The organism is Rickettsiella endosymbiont of Dermanyssus gallinae, from assembly GCF_019285595.1.
Taxonomy (GTDB): domain Bacteria; phylum Pseudomonadota; class Gammaproteobacteria; order Diplorickettsiales; family Diplorickettsiaceae; genus Rickettsiella_B.
Genome location: NZ_CP079094.1, coordinates 565,114 through 588,257, shown reverse-complemented (window position 1 = coordinate 588,257; position 23,144 = coordinate 565,114). Strand labels below are relative to the sequence as shown.

The 23,144-nt window shown below is 38.0% G+C and carries 30 protein-coding genes; 26 read left to right on the top strand and 4 right to left on the bottom strand.

What is annotated here, in order from left to right:
• Nucleotides 1-23 precede the first annotated feature (23 nt).
• Nucleotides 24-1,241, bottom strand: a complete 1,218-nt coding sequence (locus KX723_RS02995; protein ID WP_218814603.1) for a tyrosine-type recombinase/integrase — start codon at nt 1,239-1,241, stop codon at nt 24-26.
• A gap of 281 nt (nt 1,242-1,522) precedes the next feature.
• Nucleotides 1,523-2,590: a tyrosine-type recombinase/integrase gene (locus KX723_RS02990; RefSeq protein ID WP_218814602.1), complete on the bottom strand. Its 1,068-nt coding sequence runs from the start codon at nt 2,588-2,590 to the stop codon at nt 1,523-1,525.
• A 362-nt stretch (nt 2,591-2,952) separates the two neighbouring features.
• Between KX723_RS02990 and KX723_RS02985 the strand changes: the two genes are divergently transcribed.
• From KX723_RS02985 to KX723_RS02955, 8 genes are read left to right on the top strand one after another with little or no spacing between them, the layout of a single operon-like run.
• Nucleotides 2,953-3,483: a helix-turn-helix domain-containing protein gene (locus KX723_RS02985; protein ID WP_218814601.1), complete on the top strand. Its 531-nt coding sequence runs from the start codon at nt 2,953-2,955 to the stop codon at nt 3,481-3,483.
• A gap of 57 nt (nt 3,484-3,540) precedes the next feature.
• Nucleotides 3,541-3,792, top strand: coding sequence for a hypothetical protein (locus tag KX723_RS02980; protein ID WP_218814600.1), 252 nt, complete (start codon nt 3,541-3,543; stop codon nt 3,790-3,792).
• A 2-nt stretch (nt 3,793-3,794) separates the two neighbouring features.
• Nucleotides 3,795-4,268, top strand: coding sequence for a hypothetical protein (locus tag KX723_RS02975; RefSeq protein ID WP_218814599.1), 474 nt, complete (start codon nt 3,795-3,797; stop codon nt 4,266-4,268).
• Nucleotides 4,268-6,136, top strand: a complete 1,869-nt coding sequence (locus KX723_RS02970; RefSeq protein ID WP_218814598.1) for an AAA family ATPase — start codon at nt 4,268-4,270, stop codon at nt 6,134-6,136. The genes KX723_RS02975 and KX723_RS02970 overlap by 1 nt, the downstream gene beginning before the upstream one ends.
• The gene (locus KX723_RS02965; RefSeq protein ID WP_218814597.1) at nt 6,129-6,578 is read left to right on the top strand and encodes a hypothetical protein; all 450 of its coding nucleotides are present in this window, start codon (nt 6,129-6,131) and stop codon (nt 6,576-6,578) included. The genes KX723_RS02970 and KX723_RS02965 overlap by 8 nt, the downstream gene beginning before the upstream one ends.
• Nucleotides 6,571-6,744, top strand: coding sequence for a hypothetical protein (locus KX723_RS02960; protein WP_218814596.1), 174 nt, complete (start codon nt 6,571-6,573; stop codon nt 6,742-6,744). Before KX723_RS02965 ends, KX723_RS02960 begins: the two co-directional genes overlap by 8 nt.
• Before the next feature lie 36 nt (nt 6,745-6,780).
• Entirely contained in the window at nt 6,781-6,987 is a 207-nt protein-coding gene (locus tag KX723_RS09835; protein WP_425516592.1) for an NrdR family transcriptional regulator, read from the top strand.
• Nucleotides 6,923-7,267, top strand: a complete 345-nt coding sequence (locus tag KX723_RS02955) for a VRR-NUC domain-containing protein (RefSeq protein WP_218814595.1) — start codon at nt 6,923-6,925, stop codon at nt 7,265-7,267. The genes KX723_RS09835 and KX723_RS02955 overlap by 65 nt, the downstream gene beginning before the upstream one ends.
• Here the strand turns inward: KX723_RS02955 and ssb are convergent.
• The gene (gene ssb / locus KX723_RS02950; protein ID WP_218814594.1) at nt 7,264-7,647 is read right to left on the bottom strand and encodes a single-stranded DNA-binding protein; all 384 of its coding nucleotides are present in this window, start codon (nt 7,645-7,647) and stop codon (nt 7,264-7,266) included. The two genes, KX723_RS02955 and ssb, sit on opposite strands and share 4 nt — an antisense overlap.
• A 299-nt stretch (nt 7,648-7,946) precedes the next feature.
• Here ssb and KX723_RS02945 point away from each other — a divergent pair, with 299 nt between their 5' ends.
• Nucleotides 7,947-8,333 carry a hypothetical protein gene (locus KX723_RS02945; RefSeq protein ID WP_218814593.1) on the top strand — a complete coding sequence of 129 codons (387 nt, stop codon included), beginning with the start codon at nt 7,947-7,949 and terminating at the stop codon, nt 8,331-8,333.
• Nucleotides 8,334-8,432: 99 nt separating this feature from the next.
• On the opposite strand, the gene KX723_RS02940 is transcribed toward KX723_RS02945, so the two are convergent.
• The gene (locus tag KX723_RS02940) at nt 8,433-8,603 is read right to left on the bottom strand and encodes a hypothetical protein (RefSeq protein ID WP_218813323.1); all 171 of its coding nucleotides are present in this window, start codon (nt 8,601-8,603) and stop codon (nt 8,433-8,435) included.
• A 32-nt stretch (nt 8,604-8,635) separates the two neighbouring features.
• On the opposite strand from KX723_RS02940, the gene KX723_RS09730 reads away from it, so the two are divergent.
• The 17 genes from KX723_RS09730 to KX723_RS02860 all read left to right on the top strand — a co-directional run bounded on the left by KX723_RS09730 (nt 8,636) and on the right by KX723_RS02860 (nt 23,143).
• Entirely contained in the window at nt 8,636-8,758 is a 123-nt protein-coding gene (locus KX723_RS09730; RefSeq protein ID WP_281421177.1) for a hypothetical protein, read from the top strand.
• Nucleotides 8,755-9,168, top strand: coding sequence for a hypothetical protein (locus tag KX723_RS02935; protein WP_218814592.1), 414 nt, complete (start codon nt 8,755-8,757; stop codon nt 9,166-9,168). The genes KX723_RS09730 and KX723_RS02935 overlap by 4 nt, the downstream gene beginning before the upstream one ends.
• Complete coding sequence (locus KX723_RS02930; RefSeq protein ID WP_218814591.1) at nt 9,165-9,353, top strand: hypothetical protein; 189 nt, start codon at nt 9,165-9,167, stop codon at nt 9,351-9,353. The genes KX723_RS02935 and KX723_RS02930 overlap by 4 nt, the downstream gene beginning before the upstream one ends.
• On the top strand, nt 9,350-10,927 hold the full coding sequence (locus KX723_RS09660; protein WP_246562515.1) for a portal protein: 1,578 nt from the start codon (nt 9,350-9,352) through the stop codon (nt 10,925-10,927). Before KX723_RS02930 ends, KX723_RS09660 begins: the two co-directional genes overlap by 4 nt.
• Nucleotides 10,927-11,187: a hypothetical protein gene (locus KX723_RS02920; RefSeq protein WP_218814590.1), complete on the top strand. Its 261-nt coding sequence runs from the start codon at nt 10,927-10,929 to the stop codon at nt 11,185-11,187. Before KX723_RS09660 ends, KX723_RS02920 begins: the two co-directional genes overlap by 1 nt.
• Nucleotides 11,171-11,602 (top strand): hypothetical protein, encoded by a 432-nt coding sequence (locus KX723_RS02915; RefSeq protein WP_218814589.1) that lies wholly within the window; start codon nt 11,171-11,173, stop codon nt 11,600-11,602. Before KX723_RS02920 ends, KX723_RS02915 begins: the two co-directional genes overlap by 17 nt.
• The gene (locus KX723_RS02910) at nt 11,599-11,769 is read left to right on the top strand and encodes a hypothetical protein (protein ID WP_218813323.1); all 171 of its coding nucleotides are present in this window, start codon (nt 11,599-11,601) and stop codon (nt 11,767-11,769) included. Before KX723_RS02915 ends, KX723_RS02910 begins: the two co-directional genes overlap by 4 nt.
• A gap of 104 nt (nt 11,770-11,873) precedes the next feature.
• Nucleotides 11,874-12,083: a hypothetical protein gene (locus KX723_RS02905; protein WP_246562513.1), complete on the top strand. Its 210-nt coding sequence runs from the start codon at nt 11,874-11,876 to the stop codon at nt 12,081-12,083.
• Nucleotides 12,084-12,139: 56 nt separating this feature from the next.
• Nucleotides 12,140-12,934 (top strand): hypothetical protein, encoded by a 795-nt coding sequence (locus KX723_RS02900; protein ID WP_218814588.1) that lies wholly within the window; start codon nt 12,140-12,142, stop codon nt 12,932-12,934.
• Between the two features lie 157 nt (nt 12,935-13,091).
• Nucleotides 13,092-13,982, top strand: coding sequence for a phage capsid protein (locus KX723_RS02895; RefSeq protein ID WP_246562511.1), 891 nt, complete (start codon nt 13,092-13,094; stop codon nt 13,980-13,982).
• An 8-nt stretch (nt 13,983-13,990) separates the two neighbouring features.
• On the top strand, nt 13,991-14,314 hold the full coding sequence (locus tag KX723_RS02890) for a hypothetical protein (protein ID WP_218814587.1): 324 nt from the start codon (nt 13,991-13,993) through the stop codon (nt 14,312-14,314).
• A gap of 16 nt (nt 14,315-14,330) precedes the next feature.
• A complete protein-coding gene (locus tag KX723_RS02885) occupies nt 14,331-14,918 on the top strand; it encodes a hypothetical protein (protein WP_218814586.1) in 588 nt (195 codons plus the stop codon).
• A gap of 1 nt (nt 14,919) precedes the next feature.
• Complete coding sequence (locus KX723_RS02880) at nt 14,920-16,893, top strand: phage tail protein (protein WP_218814585.1); 1,974 nt, start codon at nt 14,920-14,922, stop codon at nt 16,891-16,893.
• A 7-nt stretch (nt 16,894-16,900) separates the two neighbouring features.
• Nucleotides 16,901-17,341 carry a hypothetical protein gene (locus KX723_RS02875; RefSeq protein WP_218814584.1) on the top strand — a complete coding sequence of 147 codons (441 nt, stop codon included), beginning with the start codon at nt 16,901-16,903 and terminating at the stop codon, nt 17,339-17,341.
• Entirely contained in the window at nt 17,334-19,367 is a 2,034-nt protein-coding gene (locus KX723_RS02870; protein ID WP_218814583.1) for a hypothetical protein, read from the top strand. Before KX723_RS02875 ends, KX723_RS02870 begins: the two co-directional genes overlap by 8 nt.
• Nucleotides 19,368-20,750, top strand: a complete 1,383-nt coding sequence (locus KX723_RS02865; RefSeq protein WP_218814582.1) for a hypothetical protein — start codon at nt 19,368-19,370, stop codon at nt 20,748-20,750.
• Complete coding sequence (locus KX723_RS02860) at nt 20,747-23,143, top strand: hypothetical protein (protein ID WP_218814581.1); 2,397 nt, start codon at nt 20,747-20,749, stop codon at nt 23,141-23,143. The genes KX723_RS02865 and KX723_RS02860 overlap by 4 nt, the downstream gene beginning before the upstream one ends.
• Nucleotide 23,144: the final 1 nt, after the last annotated feature.

The window sequence follows — 23,144 nt, the reverse complement described above, 5'->3', positions numbered from 1 at the left end:
TATTTTTTCCATTTAATATTTTTCTAAACAGCGCTGTTGCCTTCTATTCCCATCAACTTAACCAAGGCATCAGTAACAAGCTGCATAGGCTTTCGTAAGCGTTCAATATTAATCACAACGTAACCTGCTGTCACGTCTGTTACAAGAGCATGATTTAGCAAGCGCTTTAGAACGTAAACAGGAATATCTAATGATTCCGCCAAGGTGATAAATGTGCGGCGCAAATCGTGTACAGTAAATTCAATCCCTGATTCCTTTGCTACTTTTAACATCGCTTTACGAGGCTCGGTTAAATGCCCTTTTTTACCGTTAGTAGCGGGAAAAACAAAATCGCTTATAGTCTCGTTTTTACGGCGTAGCAATAACTCATAAAGAAAAGTTGATAACGGTAGCGTATGTACTTGCCCATTCTTAGTTTTAGTAACTGTTAATGTAAAATCTTTAAAATCAACATTTTCCCACCGCACTGTAGCTGCTTCTTCACGACGCAAGCCTGTAAACAATACAAATAAAAAATAATCTTTCATCATTTCGGCTTGCTTAGCATCATAACGATGAGTGAGTTTTTGCAGTCCTTGGTACCATTGTGCTAATTCATGCCGTTTAATCACACTTTGTCGGCGTTCAATGCGATACCAAGCACGCTTATGAGATAAGCGCTTTACAGGGTTTTCAAATATCAATGGCTTTCCCTTATCATCTTCATATTCGTTCATAGCAAAATTAAATAAAGCCCTTAAAACACGCATAGCGTCATTTGCCCTTGACTCGCTTCGTTCTTTTCCATGCGCCTCATGACGCAAAAAAACCATTTCCTTTGTAATACTTAAAAAAGATTTATTTAACCAATCAGGTATTACTTGATTAAAAGCACGCTGATAATCCAATATTGTTGAAGGCTTAAGAGATTTTCGAGCATTAATATAGTCATTGAAAACTTCTTGGAGGGTGAAAGAACGTTGTTTAGACGCTTTGCTTTCTGCAATAGGATCAACACCTGTAGCAATTTTACCTAATAGCTTTTGTGCCTCTTTCCGAGCTTGTTCTACCGTTAACGCAGGATAACGCCCTATTGTTAAGCGCTTTTGTTTTCCTTTTATCATCTTTTCTACAAAAAAAGCTTTAGCACCTTTAGCAGTTACCCTTACACCAAAACCTGTCATGACCGAGTCATAATAACGCTTTTGATTTCCTGACGTAGGCAACTGAAGTTTATCTACTACAATTTTTGTTAGCTTCATGTGTCGTAACTATGTCGTAGCCAGAAGTAAAAAAGACTAAAAAAGATTAGAAGTTATTATATACCTTAAACTCCTATATACAAGTAAATTTAAGGTAAAATTAGAAGAAACCAAAAGAAATTAAAAATAGATAAAAATGTAAAAATTAAGACTGAAAATCTTTGTGTCGGTGGTTCGATTCCACCTTCGGCCACCAGATAATCTAAGTAAAATCAAACACTTAAATAAAACCTAATCCGTTACAAAAAATACATTGCGCGACTTTTGCGCGACGCTTAACACTAGGCCGCTCTTTTGAGTACCGTTAGCATGGGTATACCTTTCCCCAGTCTGCATATCTTATTCGCTGCTTGAATTAAATTATCTAACTCTACTTTCGAATAGTGCGTTGTGATGCGACTACTTCTGTGTCCCAATAAATCTTGACGATCTTCAAAGCTTACCCCTGCTGCGCGTAATCGTCGACCAAATGTATGTTTAAGATCGTGAACACGTACTTTAGGTAATCCAACACGCGCACGTGCCTTTAACCAAGCTGAATTAAGCATCCGGGTAGTAGGCTTTCCTAAATAAGTAAAAACATACTTAGGGTGCATACCTCGAACTTGATTAATGACAGAACGTGCAATGTCATTTAAAACAACTAAGCGATCTTGACGATTCTTCACAAACTCTCCAGGAATAATAAAAACTGAACTCCCATTGAATTGAACTTCCCACTGCCATTGTAAATTACATATCTCTTGGTCACGACAACCTGTATTAACAGCAAATAATGCCATTTGCCTCAAATGTATAGGTAACTCATTGAATAAGCGGGTTTGCTCTTCTTGATCTAACGGGTAAGGTGGTTGCTTATCTAATTCAGGAAATAACCGAATTTTCGGGGCAACCGCTAGCCATGTTAAACCGTATTCGTCTAACCATTCTGTTGCTAAATTTAAAATACGTCGCACAACTTGCAATCCATGATTAATAGTTCTTGTCTTCACACCGTCTTTTCGACGTGAATCCACATAAGTCTGTAAACTCCCCATATGAATTCTATCTAAAGGTAAGTTACCTATAAATTTATCAAGAAACCTAATATTAGCTGCATCAATATGTAAACTTGCTTTATGTTGGTTTTCTAATAAATACTTAGTTGCTGCTTCCCTAAAAGTCCGCTTTGGTCTTACTCCATAAACACTGGCTTGTCGAATCTGTTCAAGACGACGAACTAAATACCGTTCGGCTTCTTCGAGAGAACCTGATCCAGTGCTTTCTGAAATGCGACGTCCGTTGACTTTTTTGTTAATGTGCCAAATGTTCCCGCGTTTAACGAGTCCTGGCATTTTCTTTTTTCCCATAATGATCTCCTCTTTAATGGAGGGCGACCCTTACATTGCTTATAATCGTCTACCCACGCATCTAAATCAAGTCTGTCAAAAGCAATTCCTATTTCTCCGATAGGAACCACTGTTAAGTAAGGTCTAACCTCTTCATTAAATCGATGGCGATCCATCCCTAAATAAGTCGGTGCATCACGTAAGCGAATGAGTCGTGGCTGCATACTCTTCTCCTAGTTACTTAGTAAGCATTTTTACTACATAAATGTTCTTAATTTTTTTATTAATTTATGAAGATCTTACGCGAAATATTCATAACAATTGTTATGAATATCTTAGGTAAGCTGGTTTTACCTATTAGAAAGATAAGGAGCATTGTTTAGATGGATAACAATACTTTTGAACTTTTTCTTAAAACCTGTGGCACCGAAAGATTTGCAGCGAGTTTGTTAGGAATTACACAACCACATATTAGTCAAATAAGAAATGGTTATAGAGAACTTAGTTATGAGAAAGCAATATTAATTGCAGATTATTTAAAAGAAAAAATAAACTTAGATATTAACCCTATTAATTTAATTTCAGACAGCAAGAGAAACAAATTTATACTTTCTAAGAGTTCACTATTTTCAAACATTCCTATTACATATGGAAAAATAGATTTACGAAAAATAGTCATCAACAAAGATATTCGATTTAAAAAATTCAAAGAAAAACCCCCAATCATCATTGACGAATTTAATCATTTAATTTCTGGAGAAGAAACCTATTTCTATCATTTAAATGAAAATAAAAAAGTAATTGATGGTTACAAATTTCATTTACAAAAGTTAGTTAACCAAGACTCTGGGAAAGCCATCAGGACATATCTTGCTGGCGAGTTTGATTTAATCACAAGAACAAAACTTGCATAAAGAGTTGAAAATTTGAGCGGGGATCGACGAGAAAATCTGTTCAAAAAAGACGCTAAGGTGGATAATTATCCACATATAGCACTTCCTCCAGGAGGCAAAACCCGAGATTTTGTTGCTCAACTTTTTGGTCTAGGGAGTGCTTTCTCCTATCGAATGCTCAAACGGATTATTGCTTATAACGATGAAGAACTCATTGAGAAAGTTCGGCGCGAAGAAATTACCCCTCATGCGGCTTACCGAAAAATCAGATTTTTAGAAAACCCTCTTTTTACCTGTCGTTCACTTTTATTAACTGTTATTGGGAGATAGTTATGCAATTTATACGTTATCCACAATCAAAATTACCCTTTAATTTTTGGGATGATACATTGGGTCTAACTAATGACAAAAAAGTATTTTTGGCTTACTTATATACAAGTCCTTTCAGTAATCGGCTAGGATGCTTCTATTATCCCCTTGACTACATCGTTCGTGATTTAGAATATGATCAAGATGAGGCTATTTTTGATTTATATGCCCTTCAAAAAAATGCATTTGTTGCTAGCGATGCTTTAAGAAGATGGATTTATTTACCCAATTATCTAACCTATTTTCCTATACGAAATCCTAATCAAGGGAAACATATAGAAAAACTTTTTTATCACGTACCGTGGGGATGTTCTTTTTACCCTGATTTAGTGATCCGCTTACTTGGTATAGACCATCTATCAAATTCATTTCGTAAATATCTTGGACAAGAGTTATCTCAATTAATTAAAAAACAAGTTATTACGAGGAGAAAATAATGAACTATTATTCTCCTGAAGCTGAACAAGCGGTGCTAGGTGGGCTATTACGCGATAATACCACTTGGCCAATCATACAAGAACAATTAACCTTTAAAGACTTTTATCGAAGAGAGCATCAAGTTCTCTTCGATTTGATTTCCCAAAAATTAGAACAAGGTGAATGTGTTGATGCGTTAAGTCTCGGCAATGAAGTTAAAATTATTCCCGAACTCAAAGAAATTAACGGCGAAATCTATGTTTTAGAGTTACTAAATCAACCCTATAGTATTTCCAATATTGCCTCCCATGCAGCTATTGTTAAAAGTCATTCTCAACGTCGAAAGTTTAAAGAGATGTTGGATTATCTTGATAAACAGGCAAATGAAGGCGATGTAAAAAAACTCATTCAACAAGCACAAATCGAGTTAAGCCATTTAGAACCAGAAAAGGTTACACGAGAACATGGTATTTTGTATCAACGTTTTTCTGATGTTGAACAGCAATCCATTACCTGGCTTTGGCCTGGACGTATTGCTCGAGGTAAAGTCACTATTATTGCTGGTAATCCCGGCTTAGGTAAGTCGCAAATAAGCGCAAGTTTAGCGGCTATTGTAACCACCGGAGATATTTGGCCTGTTGATAAAATCCTTTGTCAATCAGGGAATGTTATTTTTCTTTCAGCAGAAGATGACCCAAGTGACACATTAGCACCACGACTAAGTGCGGCTGGCGCTGATTTAACTAAGGCGCATTTTCTAAAATGTGTTCAAATAAAAAACAAACATGGAAAGCTATTACAAAAATCATTCAGTCTTAAAACAGATATTGCCAATCTTGATAAACTTTTAGAAGAAATAAAAGACGTAGCATTACTCATTATTGACCCCATTACCGCTTATTTAGGAGAAACAGATAGTTACAAGAATGCTGAAATCAGAGCTTTGCTCACTCCTTTGAGTGAACTTGCGGCTAAACATAATCTTGCTGTTTTAGCTATTTCACATTTAAATAAGACCTCGAATCAAGACCCACTCATGCGTGTTAGTGGCAGCTTAGCCTTCGTAGCGGCTGCCCGTGCTGCTTTCTTAATAGCTCAAGACCCCAACAATGATAACCGTCGTATGTTATTGCCTATGAAAAATAATATAGGCAATGACAAAACAGGTTTAGCTTATTCAATAGAATCATGTGTTTTAGACAGTGGTATCAGCACTTCTCGTATCGTTTGGGAAACAGAACCTGTTGATATCAAAGCTCATGAGGTCATGTCTTCACCCAGTGATCCTGAAGAACATACCCTATTAAAAGAAGCCATGGACTTTTTGTCTGATCAACTAGCACATTTTTCTAAACCAGTTAGTAAACTAAAAAAAGAAGCAAATGATTACGGCTTATCCTGGCGAACCACTCTACGAGCAAAGACTGCGCTAAAAATTATCACTCAGAAATCAGGAATGAATGGGGGTTGGATGTGGTCTTTACCGAAGGAAACTAAAGCTACCGAAGAGTACCATCAAAAAACTTTGGCCTCCTTCGGAGAATTTGGCCTCCTTCGACAAGATTTGAACAATTTTAAAGAAAATAATAAGGAAGTTGGTCAAAGTTTGATGAAGGAGACCATGGAATATGAAGAAATAGTATCTCCCGCTGAAGAGCTTGGCCTCCTTCGACAAAATTTAAACAATTTAGAAGCTAAAAACAAAGAAATTGGTCAAAATTTGCTGAAGGAGACCAAAAATCCCGAAGAGTGCCAAACAAATTATATGGTCTCCTTCGAGAAGGACGATGGTTACCTTCGACAAAATTTGACCAACTCTGAAAAGACAAAGGAAGAAGACATTTTCATTATTGATGTCAGCGATCTGATGGAGAAGAAAGATGAGTAATAACAATTTTCTTAACCAACTTCGCCAACGCGGGATCAAAGTCAGTTTGGAAGGGTCAAAAATTAAACTATTCCCAACAGAGCACCTTACAGAAAAAGTTCAGTGCTGGTTAGTCAAATATAAAGACTCATTACTTGTTCTCATACGAAAAGAGCAACAGCAACTCAAAAAGCTAATTGAAAACGTAGGTCGTCATGATAATTGGACGAATGAAGAAATCGAGGAGATGTTTGATTACGCGATTAATCAGATTAGCTTAGACGTCGCTATCTCCAGCTATCAAGTTACCGCCCTACGGCAAGCACGTGTTGTTTCTATCAGCTATAACAAGACTGTTTTCTGTAAGGCCTGCCAAAAACATATTCTGCTAGGGAAAGAAAGTCCCTACGAAGTCCCTCATTGCCCCTATTGTGAAAGAAACAAGGAGTCAACTAATGCTTAAGAACCTACTACAGAGAGTAATACCTTCCCTAGCACAATTCAGGGAAAATAGGACAAAGAAAAAATATGAGAAAAAGAAACAGAAAATTTATTCCAAACTAGAAACAGAAAAACAAAAGCGTCTCTATCATTTTCTAAAAGCTAACAAATCTATCCGAGAAGAATGAAAACATTATAAATTCACAGTGATACCGGAGAAATAGATGCGTTGTATTAACCCTAACTGTAATTATCCCAAAACATCGGTAACCAACTCACGCCCCCAATTTGGCGGACGTTTATATCTTCGCCGACACCATTGCCATAAGTGCAAAACCCGTTATACCACCTACGAGAGTATTCTTTATGACCGAGACGCAGCACCACATTGGTTTGATGATGTGGGCGAAGACACAGCCGATTTTAGATGAATATCTCATACATATTCCCAATGGCGGTTATCGTCGACCTCAAGAAGCAATAAAGCTTAAAAAGATGGGAGTTAAAGCGGGTGTTTCTGATCTATTTCTTGCTTACCCTAATCCTACTTACCATGGCTTATGGATCGAATTAAAAAGTGAAAGGGGCCATTTAAGCCCAGAGCAAAAACACTGGTCAAAATTAATGGCAGAAGTGGGTTATGCCACTGCTGTTTCTTATAGCATCGAAGAGACTTACGATATTTTGCAAGATTACTTCGATTTATTTTAAAAGGGAATACTACTATCAAAGTCGCTATCAGAGGATTTATTTGTAGAGCTATCTAGCATTTGTAGTTCGTTAGCGACAATTTCGGTAGTAAAACGATCTTGGCCGTTTTTATCTTGCCATTTTTTAGTTTGTAATTTCCCTTCGATATAGACTTTAATACCCTTCTTTAAATAATCACGAGCAATTTCAGCTAAGCGTTGAAATAATATGACACGATGCCATTCTGTTTTCTCTTGTTTTTCACCGGTTTGTTTATCTTTCCAGGCTTCGCTCGTCGCTAAGCTTAAGCTAGCAACAGATATACCGTTAGGTGTAGCCCGTATTTCAGGATCTTTACCTAAATTTCCAATTAAAATAACTTTATTTACACCACGGGCCATAAGAAAATCCTAAAAAAGAGAGGGAATATCATTGTATTTTTTAAAGGATAAAAAGAAACGTACCGTATAAGGTAGCTGTTTTAATGGGGTTTTTATTCTATAGTCAGAGTTGCATAATTATTATTTCCTGTTGCAATGAATAATAAAGCTCCTAAAACAACTGTATCTCCCTCCGAGTCTTCGGACTCGGAATCTCTTTATGTCAAGCTAGCCAAATCCCATGCAGCAAATGCCTATGCGCTGGTTAATAAACGTTATTTGGGCAACGCTGAACCTATTTTTGTGGATCATAATCGGGGATGAAAGTAGGACGGCCTACCAAGTTTAATCCTGAGCGCGCAAAAAATATTATTGCTGCCGTTTCAAATCTAGTCCCTTACTCACTAGCTGCTGAATCGAATGGAATTAATCGCGCTACCTTATCTGATTGGATTAATACCGGCCTTGAACATTTAAAAGAAGGTAAAAAAACTGCATTAGCTGAATTTTCTAGCACTTTAAAAAAGTGTGAGTGCGAAGCGATTATTGGGTTATTGGATGATATTAAAGCTGGCGTAAAAAGCTGGCAATCACGTGCTTGGATCTTAGAACGACGTTTTCCCACTGAATTTGCCGTAGGCGCACATGAATTAGTCCTATTGCGGCAAGAACTCGATGAAATTAAGAAGGTATTAAACGATGGCTAAAAAATGGATTCAAAAAGCAATTAAACAAGTGAGTCGCTATGCTCCCGAAGAATTTCGGCCATCGTGTCCCCGAAATTCGTTCGCATGACGCGACTGAAATTAGGCCGCGATACGTCCTGCGTCCGGCACGCACTCACTCCTTCGGAGTTCATGCCCGTGCCTCCCACAAATGACTTTACGGCGTGATGCGTTTCCTGCTTCGCCCGTCAACGCACGCCTATCGCGGGCTCTTCGACTTCGCATTGCTTTCACAATGCTTTCCTGTCTCATCGCATGAAGGTGCTTTACGTAAAGCACTCCATATGAAAAAAGGTGAAAAAATTCCTGAAAAAAAACTAGAAAAAGCAACGCATTCTAAGGATGCTTTGTTAGCAAAACGAGCTCGATTAGCAGAAACTTTAAAGAAACTAAGAAAGCATAAGTGATTTCGGTTTTCCTGTTTTATAACCGTGGGATAGGAAAATATAACCTTTTTAGTTTTAGTCAGGAGCTCGTTCATAGTGCTTTGCTCTGTTACCAAGGTGACCACTGTATTTTGTTTGAGATTGCGCCCGCAGGTTTTATTTATCGTATTTTGAAATCTAAAGATGTGAATAGAAATCTAGAGAGTATTAAAAAACTACCGATGCTAACGGCTTTTATCGTTACCTTTATTAAGGAACCTAAAAAAGTTAAGGAATTTCCTATCAAATGGTACACCTGTAACGAGGTGTGTCGTTATTTTAGTGGGATTGATATCGGTTGGACATTTAACCCTAGGCATTTATATCGAAAACTCTTGAAATATAAAGATAAATCCAATTATGAGTTATTAGCTCACTGGAGGCGTGCATGAGTGGTGGTGGCGGAGATGATAGTGCTAATCGATTAATGGACGAGCAAATTCAACTTCAAAAACAAGAATTAGAACAAAAACGTCAAGCCATTGCACAACAACGTATGGCTATAATCAAAGGCCAAGATGCGCAACAGTTTAGTAATCCTGATAACCCTACTCCACCGGCACAGATTATCCAATGAACTTTGCTCAACTGTATGCTCGTTATGAGGAAAGTAAACGCTATAAGGATAGATGGTTAGCGTTATATAAAGATTTATATACTTATGTTATCCCCGATCGAGATGCATTCAATATAAAATTCAATTATCGCGATGAAGGTAAACCCACCGGATTAATGATGTGGGATAATACGGCGCTTCTAAGCGCCTATCAGCGTGCGAATGACCTACACGGTCTGTTACTCCCTCAAGATCGTACCTGGGGCAAATTAAGCCTTGATCTGCATTTCACTAAACAAGACAACATTTCAGATTTACAACCTGTTATTGACGAAATAAACGAACGATTATTCTTTTATTTAAACCAATCAAATCTATCCCGCATGGTTGCTTGCAGTAATTTGGATTTAGTCGGTGGAACAGCTGCCTTATGGGTTGAATCCATTGATGATGTGACGCCTTTATATTTTCGTTCTATCCCCGCCATTGCATTAACCATAGAATACAGTACCGATGATGTGTTAAACACCTGCTGGTACCAATGCCGCATGAGTGGCAGAAAAATAGCGGAAGACTTTCCGAAATATAAAAATAAACGACGATTACTAGAACAACCCAATGAATTATTTACGGTTATTTATGGCCAAATCAAGCTAAAAGAAAATAAATTTTATCTCTATGCCATATTAGAAGATGATCCATTAACGCCATTATGGGAAACAGAGCGCGAATATAACCAGATTATTATTTACCGAGATCGGGTTAGACCCGGTGAATGTGAAGGACGAGGCATCGGCATTGATTTATTACCCACCATACGTGATCTTAATCGTATCATCGAATACAGTCGTAAAAACTTAGCGTATAAGGCTAATCCTCCGTTATTTTACGATGCAGATAAATACTTTAACCCACACATGGTACGGCAATGGGCTGGCGCGTTAATTGCACGTAATCCGCAAGGAAGAAATCCTTTAGAAGCATTACAGTTACCTGAATATCCTGAAGTACTTGAGCATATCAGAGATTTACGACAGATTATTCGCGATGGCTTTCAAGTCGATCCCATTGGTGAAGTGAATACACCGGTTAAATCAGCGACTGAAGTCTCTATTCGAGAAAATAGAGCACAAAGAACCAGCGCAACCGATATTTCAAGACTTATTAACGAATTGCCTAAACAGATTTTTACCATCAGCGCCAAGATTTTAGCCAAACGGCGTTTACTGTCTCAAGATAGAGGTGTTAGTGGTATTAATCCACATTTATTACGCTTTGACTTCCAAAGTCCGCTTTATGATTTACAGAAACAGGACGATTTAAGCCACTTCACAATGATGGCACAAATACTCCAACAGTTTGGTGGAGAAGGTGCCGTATTAACAGCAACCAAGATGGAAGAAGTCTTACCGTTCTTAGCCGATAAACTAAATCTACCATCCAAGCTTATGAAATCTAAAGAAGAATTTGCTAGTTTCTTACAACACATGGCACAGCAGATTCAGCAATCCCAAACGCCTACGCCTCAATTACCAACGCCAGCTACTAGAGCCAGCCCAATTTCTATTCCTTCTCCCTCTCAGGTACAGGTTTAATGTTAAATAAACTCGATACATTACTGAGTAAAAAGAAAATTAGTAAAGAACAGTACGACTTGTTTCTATTGTTTTCAAAAAAACAAGGCTCTGAATTTTTGAAAAATCAATTACTGCGTACTGCAATGGAAGAATCACCAGCACCTACTAATCCAGGCTTTGCTTGGACGGATGGTAGACGTTCTGTCTGGCGTGATATTCAAAATACCATGACCTATATTCATCAATTACTGGAGGAAGACGATGGAAACAACGAATAATGAGGAAGTAAATCCAGTTACTGAAGAAACTGTAGTCACTGAACCACCTAAACTCTATGCGGGCAAGTACAAAAGTGTCGAAGAACTAGAAAAAGCCTATAAAAACAGTGCGAAAGTCTTTAATGAAAATAAGATTTTGCAAGAAAAGCTTAAAAGCTATGAAGTGCCTGAAAATTATAGTTTGCCCGAGGTTTCATTAGCTGAACCTGTATTGTATGATATACAGCAATTAGCTAAATCAGCTGGATTAAATCAGGAACAATTTAATAAAACGCTGTTATCCATGCAGGAACAGCAACTGCAGTACCAAAATCAATTAGAAGAACGTAAAAAGCAGCTCGGTAGTCAATTGAAAGTGGTTGAGGATTATGTAACGAAAATATATCCCGCTGCTTTGCATAACACCGTTCGATGAGACAGGAAAGCATTGTGAAAGCAATGCGAAGTCGAAGAGCCCGCGATAGGCGTGCGTTGACGGGCGAAGCAGGAAACGCATCACGCCGTAAAGTCATTTGTGGGAGGCACGGGCATGAACTCCGAAGGAGTGAGTGCGTGCCGGACGCAGGACGTATCGCGGCCTAATTTCAGTCGCGTCATGCGAACGAATTTCGGGGGCACGATGGCCGAAATTCTTCGGGAGCATAGCGACTCACTTGTTAAATACGATTTTAGGAGACGAAAACGCCATGTCAGATGCCATGAAACACCGTGATCAAGTATTAAATAGCCAAGTCCCAGGCTTAAGTAACCAACGTGCCAATCTGTCCGACCCTTATGAAGGCCGAACAGAGTTACTCAATATCGCAAAGGAATATCAAAAAAATCCTACCGAGAAAAATAGGAACCGCTATATTAGTCTTGCTAATGAAGTTGCTGAAGCAAGATTTAAAAAATAAAGCTCTTTATATGTTAAAATAATTTTAATGAAAATAATAAAAGTGGGTTTAAAAGTATGGCTTTTTTCCAAAATCATAGGGCGTTAGGCAAGTTCATTATCGATAGCGACCAACAGGTAACTAAAGAAAAATTAACTTCCTTATATAAGGAAGAAAATTTTTACAAAGACTTTAATAGGATGCAGGAAGAACTCAGCATTAATGGTGTACCATTAAGTTCAATTATAAATATCGAAGATTATCATTTATCAGAAGCCTCTAATTTGATGTTTGCAAAACTTTTTGAGGATTGTTCTAGTATCAATAAAAAGGAGACTCTTGAAAAGTTTTTACGAATTTTTCTTCATCAAAATTTCCTTTACCCACACATAAATATGCTAAATAGCAGTGATCGCTATATTTTATGTAACCCCGAAAAAAATGTAGATATAAGCTTAAAGAATGGTGAATTATATATTGAAGTTAGTTTTTCTTGTCATAAATTATATGATTTTAATAGAATTGAGGGATTGATAGAGGATCCGAATGGAGACTTTCTTGTTCAAGGTAGCGCAGTGTATAAAATCAATGCTATTCCAATCAGAAATGGATGGATAGCAAAATATGGTGTGGTATCCTCTCACATTGAATGTAAAGATGTAATTAAAGATATCTTGGATACCAGAAGTATTTTAGAGAAAATTATAGATTTTTTTAATTCAATTATGGAAAATGTAGTTACATCTCTAAAATCAAACTCAACAATAAAAAGTAAGCCTATTTTCTTTATATCAAAAGATGGTAAATCAGTAGACAATGAATTTATTAATCTACCCCCAGATTTACTGATTAAAGAAATGATGGCTATATAAGGTACTTGAATATTTTGGCATACGAAATAAACTGAAATTATCAACTAAAAAGCCTTTTCGTAACCTTTTTAGTCGATCGTGTGCCATATCAGCCCTAATGTTATTTTAGGCAACCTGATGGATGGAAATTAATTAATTTTTATTTATTGGGTTGCGTATGCCAGATGTTAATTTAGAAGCGGCGTGTCAATTATTTGATACCGAAGTCACGCTGCAATATCAAAACCGTTTAAAACTCCAAGATACCATTGAAGAACGCCATGGATTACATGGTACTGCGCTGAATGTGCCTGTTTCTGATCTGGTAGAAATGAATCAAACCAATTTCGCACCGACGGATATATTTGTTACACCGGTTAATGAAACCAATGTACAAGTGCCTACCAATGATTACCATCTTAAGACAGTGATCGGTGGTGGTGAAAAGACTTTGTACAACTTTGATAAGATTCGTGACCACGCTAGGTTACATGGTTTAGCTGCTGCACGTTTAACTGATTACATTAAGATTAATGCCATTTTCAGTGACCCCGCATTTATCAACGGTGATATTTATACCGTCCCCTTAAATGTGGGTGTTAATACAGGCTTAAACGAAGAAAAATATGCGTTAGCAATTGCTTATTTAGAAAGCCAAGGGATGGATGTGCATGATCTTGAAGTATCTACCTGGGCACCAGCATTATTAAAACCTTCTTTGTATAATGATAAACAAGTCACTAATTTTTTCTATAACGATGTAAAACCTTTAACGAACAACAAAGTTAAAGTGTATTTAGACATCGATTTTCGCTTCTTAGGTGAAAATGGGATTAATAGTATTCCTCGTGTAGCTGATGAAACTGGTGTATTTAAATATACTGTCCCGGTCGTGCATCGCGATGCCATCATCCAAGGCTATAACCGAGATATTACAACGAGTATTACTTGGTTACCGCATCAAGACCGTTGGGAATTGCTCACCTGCTTAACCAGTGGTGCCAAGATCATTCAACCTCGTGGCATTGCCTTAATTACCGCTAACCAAAAATTTGCCCCAAATCCTTAGGAGTTAAGATGGCCAGCCCTGTTAAAACCTCAAATTTTAAAACCTTTACGCCCTTAGCCGGTGGCTTTCCGGGTACAGCTTTAAACGTCTTTTCTGCTTCGACTGAGGATGATAAAGCGGCTTTAACCAAAGATAGCTACATGAATGATTTTTACGAAGATGGCATCGTTAAAGTCAATGATGTAGTGTTGGTTTCTTCTGAAAAAGATGGTACCGGCGTATATGCTGTTATTAATAAAGAAACGGATAAAACGAAACCACCGAAAGCGAGTTTAAACTTCTTAACCGCTTTAGCGCCACCGACAACACCACCGCCTGAACCTTCTTCTTAAGCAATGAATAAAAAAAATGGCGCTGTTATTTTCGAAGTTGACCGTCATTAATCAGGTTTTATTGGCAATAGGTGCCTCACCGGTTGCCAATGAAAATGAAAGTGAACGGTCAAAGTTTATTTCCGAAAAGCTAGACTATCTTTTACCGATATTACTACTGAGTGAAACCTGGCGTTTTGCCATTAAATACCGTGAAGATAATACGCCGATTACGCAAAATTTTTCACCGGATTATCGTTATACCTATCAATTACCCTTTGATTATGGACGTTTTATCAAATTGGCTACGTATCGTTTTAATTTAAATTTTATGTTGGATTTTGCGATAGTGGATCGTCTTATTCTGGCTAATAGCAACCCTTTTATGTATTACTACGTGGTAAATACAATAGATTACAGCATCATGCCGCCGATTTTTGCGCGGACTTTAGCATTGTATGCAGCCGCTGATGCCGCCATTCCACTGACACAAAATATTCAACTCTCTAATTTATTAAATACCAAATTCTTACAAGAAAAAACGAATGCGCTATTACTCAATAACATGGAACGGGATATTAAAACTGCACCGTATAACAACTTTGACCGTGTGATGTGGGTGTAACATGGCGACTGAACTGATTCGTCAAGCGATGTTCAGTAGCGGTGAAATTGATGCGATACATTATCATCGTACTGACTTTAAAGATTATTTAACGGCTGCTCAGTCTCTTTTAAATGTAGAGGTTGGTACCACCGGGTTAGCGAAGAAAAGAAAAGGCACAAAATTTTTACTTCAAACTCATAACCACGACCCCAATTCAAAACTGTATGGCTTTCAAGATAAGAATAATCACTTTTATATTCTCCTCAGCTTGGATAAACAATTTGATGTTTATAAAATAAACAATGATGAGAGTTTAAGTTATTACCAAACGCTAACGACACCTTATCTTTCTGCCGATTTAGATGGTATTGATTACACCCTCGATAATGATTCGCTGATTTTAGTACACGGTAAATACCCACCGGCACGTATTACGATTAAAGATTACGCGAACACTGTCTTTACCTATGAAGTATTAAACCTTTATCCATTACCTGCCTATGACTTTGGGGATGTGGATTATTCGAAAGCAAAGATTGCACTTTCAACAACAAATCAGGTCATCACTGCAACGGTGTACGGTGTTATCTTTGATTCAAGCTGGATCGGTGGTGAATTAATTGGCGCAGGCACCAGTGAATTTAGCCCTATCGGTTATGGCATTATTACCGCTGTGAGAATTGCTTCAGGGAATACCGTATTCACCGCCAATGAGATCGTCCCATTTAAAACCGGTGATACCACCGGCACACGCTTTTCCATACGCAAACCGGCTTTTTCTGCGGTGCTTGGCTATCCCTCGCGAGTACTGTATTACCAGAACCGTTTATGGTTTGCTAATACCGCTACCTTATCCAATACACTGTTTGGTTCTAGAATTAATGCGCCGGTTAACTTTGATGTGGGCACGGGACAAGATACCGATGCCATCATTTATACCTTAGGTCAAAGTGATTCAGGCGGTATTGTATGGATGAATAGTGGTAAACAATTAGAAGTTTATACCGCTAATTATGAGTTCGTAGCCCCACAAGAACAGAATGTGGGATTAACTCCAAGTACATTCTCTATACGTCAACAGTCCGCGTATGGTGTTTCTGAGAAGCTAAAACCTTTAAGTTATTTGAACGATAGTTATTATTTAAACAAAACTGGAAATGCGATCATCAATTTTCGATTTCAAGGGATTGGCCAGAGTTATTTAGCCAGTAATATCTCACAGGCCTCTAGCCATTTAGTAAAAAACCCAACCAAAGCTGTCTTATTACGTGGAACAGATACATCTCAAGATAATTTTATTTATTTTTTAAATCCAGATCATAGTATTACGGTTTTTCAATTTGCCCATGAAATTAATCTTGCGGCTTTAACACCCATTTCGGTACAAGAACAGGTTCAGATACAAGATATTGTATCTATCAATAATACGATCTATTTGCTAAAAATCTATGGAAATAGCCAACAAACCGTCTTAGAAAAGATGGATGAAAACGTAAAAATAGACGGCTATGAGATTAAACAATTACCGGAGAGTGGTCTGATTGAAGGACTCAATCGTTTTGAAGACATTAGTGTCCAAGTTATTTTTAATAACCAAGATTACGGCATTTATCCGGTTAAAGAAGGGAAAATTCAAGTAAACAACCTTGAAAAAAATAGCGGTGCTTGTTTTGTGGGTTTACTTTACCCGGTTGAAATAAGGCCGATGTATTTTTATGCAGGTTCTTCTCATGCTGATTTGATGAAGCAAACCACTAAGATTTATGTCGAATATTTCCAATCATTAAATTTTTACATCAACGATCAATTAGTCAATTACCAAGTATTTACTGATATTCAACAAGGAAAGAATTTAACCACACGTTCAGGAACCGCTATTACAGTACCTATTTTAGGTTGGAATCGCGATAAAACCTTTGTAATCAAACAGAATGCACCCTTTGATTTGAACATTACCGCCATCGCCTATCAAGTGACGGCCACTATGATTTAGGAGACTTATGCCACAAGCCGGGTTACTGATTTTAGCGACTGCTGCCGCAATGGAAGTAGGGAAAGGTGTGATGGAAGTACAAGCCGCTAAAGCACAAGAAAATCAATTAGATTTACAAGCTAAACAAAATGAATTGCAGTATCAACAAAAAACCTTAAGCAATTTAGATAGCTTAGATACGGTCATACAACATCAAACCGCCCAAATGACAACGCGCGGAGTAGCTTTTTCATCGCCGAGTTTCAATGCTATTCAACGCAATACTGAAAATATAGCCGCCAGACAACAAGCTAATCTCGATACACAAAAGAGTATTTCCGATGCCAATGTAGATATCGAAAAACGGAATGTAAAATATAGTTTATATGGCCAGTTATTTGGTGATGGGGCTAATACCTTAATGACCTTTGGACAACTGAGAGGGATGAGGCCTAAAACCAATGGCTGAACCCTTAGCACAATACCGTGATGCTATTCCGATTATTCGTGATACGCCGGTGGCCAGCACTGCCAAAGGCTTTGATGCGATAGGCCAAGCATTAGGCAATGTTTCACAAGGCTTAATGCAAACCGCCCAAGGAATGGAACAAGAAAAAAGTAGTGCACTCTTATTACAAGCCACTAGTAGTGCCAGCCAAATTAAATCCGATGCGTTGCTTAAACTTAAAACCCAACCGCAATTAGCCAGTCAAATTGCTCAAGATACACAGCAACAACTCGATAATATTAAAAATACCACACCGGTTAATAATAAAACCAAAGGCCAATTAGATTATTTACTGCAATCCGGATTTCAACAAGTTAATGCACAAGCGCAGTTAACGAACTATCAAACCAACCAGCTGAAATTAACCGGCCAATTTTACACCGAATGGCCGAATGTCTTAAAAGACCTTTATACCTCGGTCAATGATGAGAAATTATTCCAGAAAAAGTTAGATGTAGCGCATCAAACGGTAGAAAAGGCGATGGTCGGTAGAATCATTACGCCAAAGCAAGGTAGTGTACTGTTTCAAACACTATCGCATACAATGGATAGCTTACAGGCATTGCATCAATTGCAACAAAACCCTGAAGCACGATCAGCGGATTTACAGACAGTATTAGCCTCACCGTTCGCACAGAACGTCGATAAATCTAATACGCCTATCTCTCAAGACACCTTACATCTACAAAATCACTATGACAATGATTTGACGATGCAAGGTGTTAAATCTGATTTAGTGAAAGGCAATGCGATTAATCCACTCGCCTGGATGAAGCTAACACCCGATCACTTAAATGAAGTGGTCTTATTTGGCCAAGGGGTACAAAAAGCACAAGGCTTATTTAATAACGGTGAGAATTGGCAATTACTTAAACAGCGTTTAGATGAATTAAATACTAAAAATGGATTACTGACTCAAGCGGAGAAAGGTGAACGATCGGGCTTGCAGCATCTGGTGAATGGTTTTACCTCTGGAGAATATGCCCAAGTCATTCAACAGACACCGCAAGGCCAAGCTATCTTAAAAGATTACGCGCAAAATGCGAATAGCATTGATCCTCGTACCGCGTATAACGATTATATTTCGCGATCGGTGCAACTTGGCCATGCCATGCACATCGATAATCACTTTATTCAGCCCATTCCCAATGATTTAAAACTGCAAGCACAATCTTCTTTTATACAAGGTGCTGACCCTGATGGATTATTACAAGTATTAGACCATCACGATCCAAATAATAAGGTTTATCTTGCTGCAAGCTTACAGAAGCCTTTGCAACAGGAAGTGGCCTATACCGCAGGTTTATTACAGGGCAATACTGATCCGGCTTTTTTACGGCAATTGATTTCTGCTAATCAAACCGGTCAAGATTTTTCAAAAATTGGCATTATTAATAAAACTGATTCCGAAGTAAATGATAAATCCTTAAAGAATCTAGTGGTTTCACAGTTAAACAGTAGCTCTGGTTTTTTTAGTAGCGTCTTTAACGCTGTTAGGGATAACCCTAGTACAGATAACAGCGATATCTTTAATTATCTAAGCCAATCGGGTGATCCTTCGCGCACCTTAAACATTGTCGATATGGCCACCAACTATGTGAAATACCAGGGATTAATTCACAATGATCTCGGATTAAAAAACGTCAATGACTATATGCAAACGTTTAATGACAACTTCTCTAAAGCCTATCAAATTTCCAAAGGCGACGGTTATCTCTTTAATACTAAAGCACTGGGGATTACCGATAGTGAAGCAGCCCACTTAGCCCAGCATGTGAAAGAGGAAGCGTATGAAGCCTTAGGGATAAGCAGTAAGGAGCATACCTGGATTGACGGACTTAAAAGCTATTTTGAAAGTGATCGTAATCCTTTAACGGTGACCAATACGCCCGATGGTTTAATTATTGCGGTTGACCAAGCAGGTACCGTGGTTTATTCGCAGCCCTATACGGATAGCTTATTAACTTATGCGCATAGGAAGAAATAAATGTTACTCAGTAATGCGATCGTTAAACCTGATTTTAGGGAACAATACCAACAACAAGAAGCGTTTTCTCAACCTTCTTCTGGTGCCTCAATCAGTGGTAGCTTTCTAAAACAATTGATTGAACCTGAAATAGCCCTGGAGAAAATAGCACCGCTAGCTGGATTGCACCCACACTTTTCAACCTTGAATGACGTTTATGATGCCGTACAACATGTTACAGAAACACCCGGTGCAACGTTAACACAACAGATAGGAAATGGGATTGCCTCATTACTGGGCTTTGCTTTAAACCCAATTAATATCGCCTTAGGTGGTACAGGTGGACTGTTAGCTAAAGGCGCTGTTAAAGGTGTTTCGGCTTTAGCACCTGAATTCTTAAGCAATCTTGCTAGTAAGACCATCACAAAATTATCGACTGAAACAGTGGGGTCACTGGGAGAAAAGGCGTTAACCGTTTCTGGTATTGGTACTGCGCCATTGATTCCTCAAAATCTAGCTGAATCAATAACACCAGATAATAAAGTGGACATTTCACATTTTATTAAAACGACTGCTATTGCCGGTGGTATTGGATTAGCCTTAGGTGTTGTTCCTTTTGTCGGTAATTTGATTCGTTCTAAGTTCTTTAACCGTGCAGAAACAAGCGATATAACAGAAGAAACACTCAGTCAAGCAGAAAAAAATAAAATGGTTACACCGGAAGAAAAAGCTTGGTTTCAGGAATATCTAAAAAATCCAGATAACCCAGAACTCGAACAACGTGCAGCTGAACTACTGCAAAAAAATCATCCTGATATCGCCGTTAACCCTATCGATAATAAAGTGAATGTATCACTATTAACACCGAATGATATTAAAGCCTTACAGTCGGTTATACCGGAAGAGTTATTAGCCCGAGAAGGTATCGATAACCCTAATGTACTCTCTGATTTCATACAAAAAAATGCTTTAGATCGACTCAAACAAAATCCTGCGTTAAGTGATGGTCTAAAAGGCATTCTTACAGAATTAGAAAATAAAGGCGAAGGGGATTGGAAACCATTTTTATCCAATGTTATTCACCATATTGATGCTGGTTCTGAATATTTAGCTGATAGTAACGCTGTCAAAGATTACTTAAAGCAGCGCATTGAAAATAAGATGCCTGATGCAAAATTGTCTGAAAAACAAGCTTTCGAAGCTAAAGATCGTTTAAAACAGTACGAGGATAATATAAAAGCCGGTGTTAAAGAGGAGTCAACGCCTATCGAACTCTCTTCAAAGCATTTAGATGACAGTGAACTAGCAAAAGAAATACAGCCTACAATCAAAAAATATCAAGAATTTAAAAGTAAGTCGCAAGTATTTAGTGATCTGATGCAGTGTTTACAAGGTAGCTTATGAAGAATCAACACTGTTTTGATACAGCGCTTAAACAATTGGCTCATTTTAATACCGATGATTTACACACTTACGTCAATGAGGTATTAGCCAAAGCCAAAAATTACGATAATTTACGCAGTCAGAAAGCCATTAGCCAAGCTATTGATGAGGTCAATAAAGAGCATTTGCAGTCTTTCTTTGAAGACGCCTTAGTCACTCAAAACAATATTCGTAAATTTGATGCCTTAGCAACCACTTTAAAAACTAAAAAGATTGATCTGCGTTCATTACTAGTGCAACGCTATACGAACTTATCTATGAATGTTGAGGCCTATCAGAAAGCCGCCAAACAGCGCTTGTTCAAATCGCTATACCAAGGGATGTCAGATGAGGAATTAAGTTATCTACAGAATAAGGATAATGATATTTCCATTGCCCGTGCCTTAGATGGTAAAGCCGCACCTGATTTAGCCAAACAGCTCGCCAAGAAAATAGAAAATTATATCGATGTGCGTAATCCTGAATTAATTATTTCCAATGCCTTACGTCTGCGTGAAGTGAATACCGATCGGTTTATCCGAGCCGTCCATGATCAACGATTAGTGATGCAAGGTGGGCGAAGTATGGCAAAGCGGTTAAGTCTCGATAACTTATCTGCGGAAATGCGTTCTAAGGCCATTCAAAATGCAGAAAAACGATGGGTTTCATTCATAAAAACGCATATCAATTTAGAGAAAACCTTTGCTGGAAGTAAAGCTATTGATACGGAAGGTAATATCATTGAATCCGAAGTGAATAAACGATTACAGGCTATTTATGACAATATCACGACAGGTAAAAGCGAAATATTCACGCGTTCAACGATTATCAATGATAGAGAAGCCGTTAAAAGAAAAGCGCATCTATTCTTTTACTGGAAGGATCATGAATCTTTTTTGAATTATAGCCGAGAATATGGTCAAGGGAATTTATTTAAAGCCATCAATGGTGATCTCAATAGTTCTGGGAATCGTATTGGAACTTCTGAACTAATGGGTGATAACCCGGCATCTGTTTATCTTGATCTGAAAAAGATCCAGATGAATAAATCACCTAAAAATCAATATTGGAATGATAATACTGACAAGATATATGCAGAAGTCATGCAACAAAATAAGGGTGCAGTAAGCCCCACCATCGCTGCATTTGGTTCTAATGTCCGCGCTTTAACCGCAACAGCGAGGCTATCGACTATCGTATTACAGAGCTTACCCGATTCTGTCTATATCGCTTCGTTTGCACAGCGCTGGGGAAATCAGTATTTCCAAAGTTTTGCTTCGACGATAAGTCATACCTTTGATACGTTTGCGGATGAAGAACGAAAATTTATTGCGAAACAATTTAAGCTTCTTGCAGATAGTCATCTCGGTTATATCGCTCGATTTGCTGACTTAACTAACGGAACTGAACTCATTCAGAAAGTGACTACCGGATTTTTTAGAGCCAATTTGCTGGAGGCTTTTGATAAAGGGAATCGTCATTCCTTAATGCACATTATCTCTAAAGGATTATATAACCAACGCGATCAATCTTGGAAAAACTTAAATAACGCCACTCGCTGGCAATTACAAAAATATGATTTAGGTGAAAAAGAATGGAATTTACTTCGAACTAAGAACCAACAAGGACTATTTACGACGGCCAATGTAGAAGCTGTTACGGATGACGAGTTAAAAGCATTGTATGGCGATACAAAACCTCGCTATGAAATGCGTAATGATTTGTATCGCAAGGTTTATTCGATATTTTCGGTTGCTTCTGATAATGCGGTATTAGCCCCTGATAACTTTATGAAAGCCTTTATGTATTATGGTACACGGCCAGGTACAGGCTGGGGTGAAGCATTCCGGATGGTAATGCAGTTTAAAGGGTTCGCTTTAACCTATGCGGATAAAGTGATATGGCAAGGATTTCAAGATGCTATGAATACCCAAATGCGTTTACGGTGGGCATTAGCCATGTTTGCCGCAACGCTACCCTTAAGTTACATGTCAAATCTATTCAATAACTTATCGCATGGCAAAAGCATGCCATTGTTTTCCAAAATGAACGTCCCTCAAAAAATGAGTTATTTATTGGATTTAGTTAACCCAAATTTTGGGGTTTTCATGCAAACCGTTGACCCTGATTATAGAGGATCAGGCGATTTGGTAAAAATGTTTACACCGCCTAGCGTAAAACTATTGCTAGATACCGTTTCATTAGGAGGGGCTGTAGTGACAGCTAATCCAAAGAAAGCAGGGAAAGAAATAAAAAATATTGCTAAAAATATCCTCCCTATCGATACGATGCCGATTATCGGCCCTTATCTCAATCAGATTCTCGGTGATAAATCTTATTTAGCACCAGGTCAAAAAATGTATTACGGACAATAAG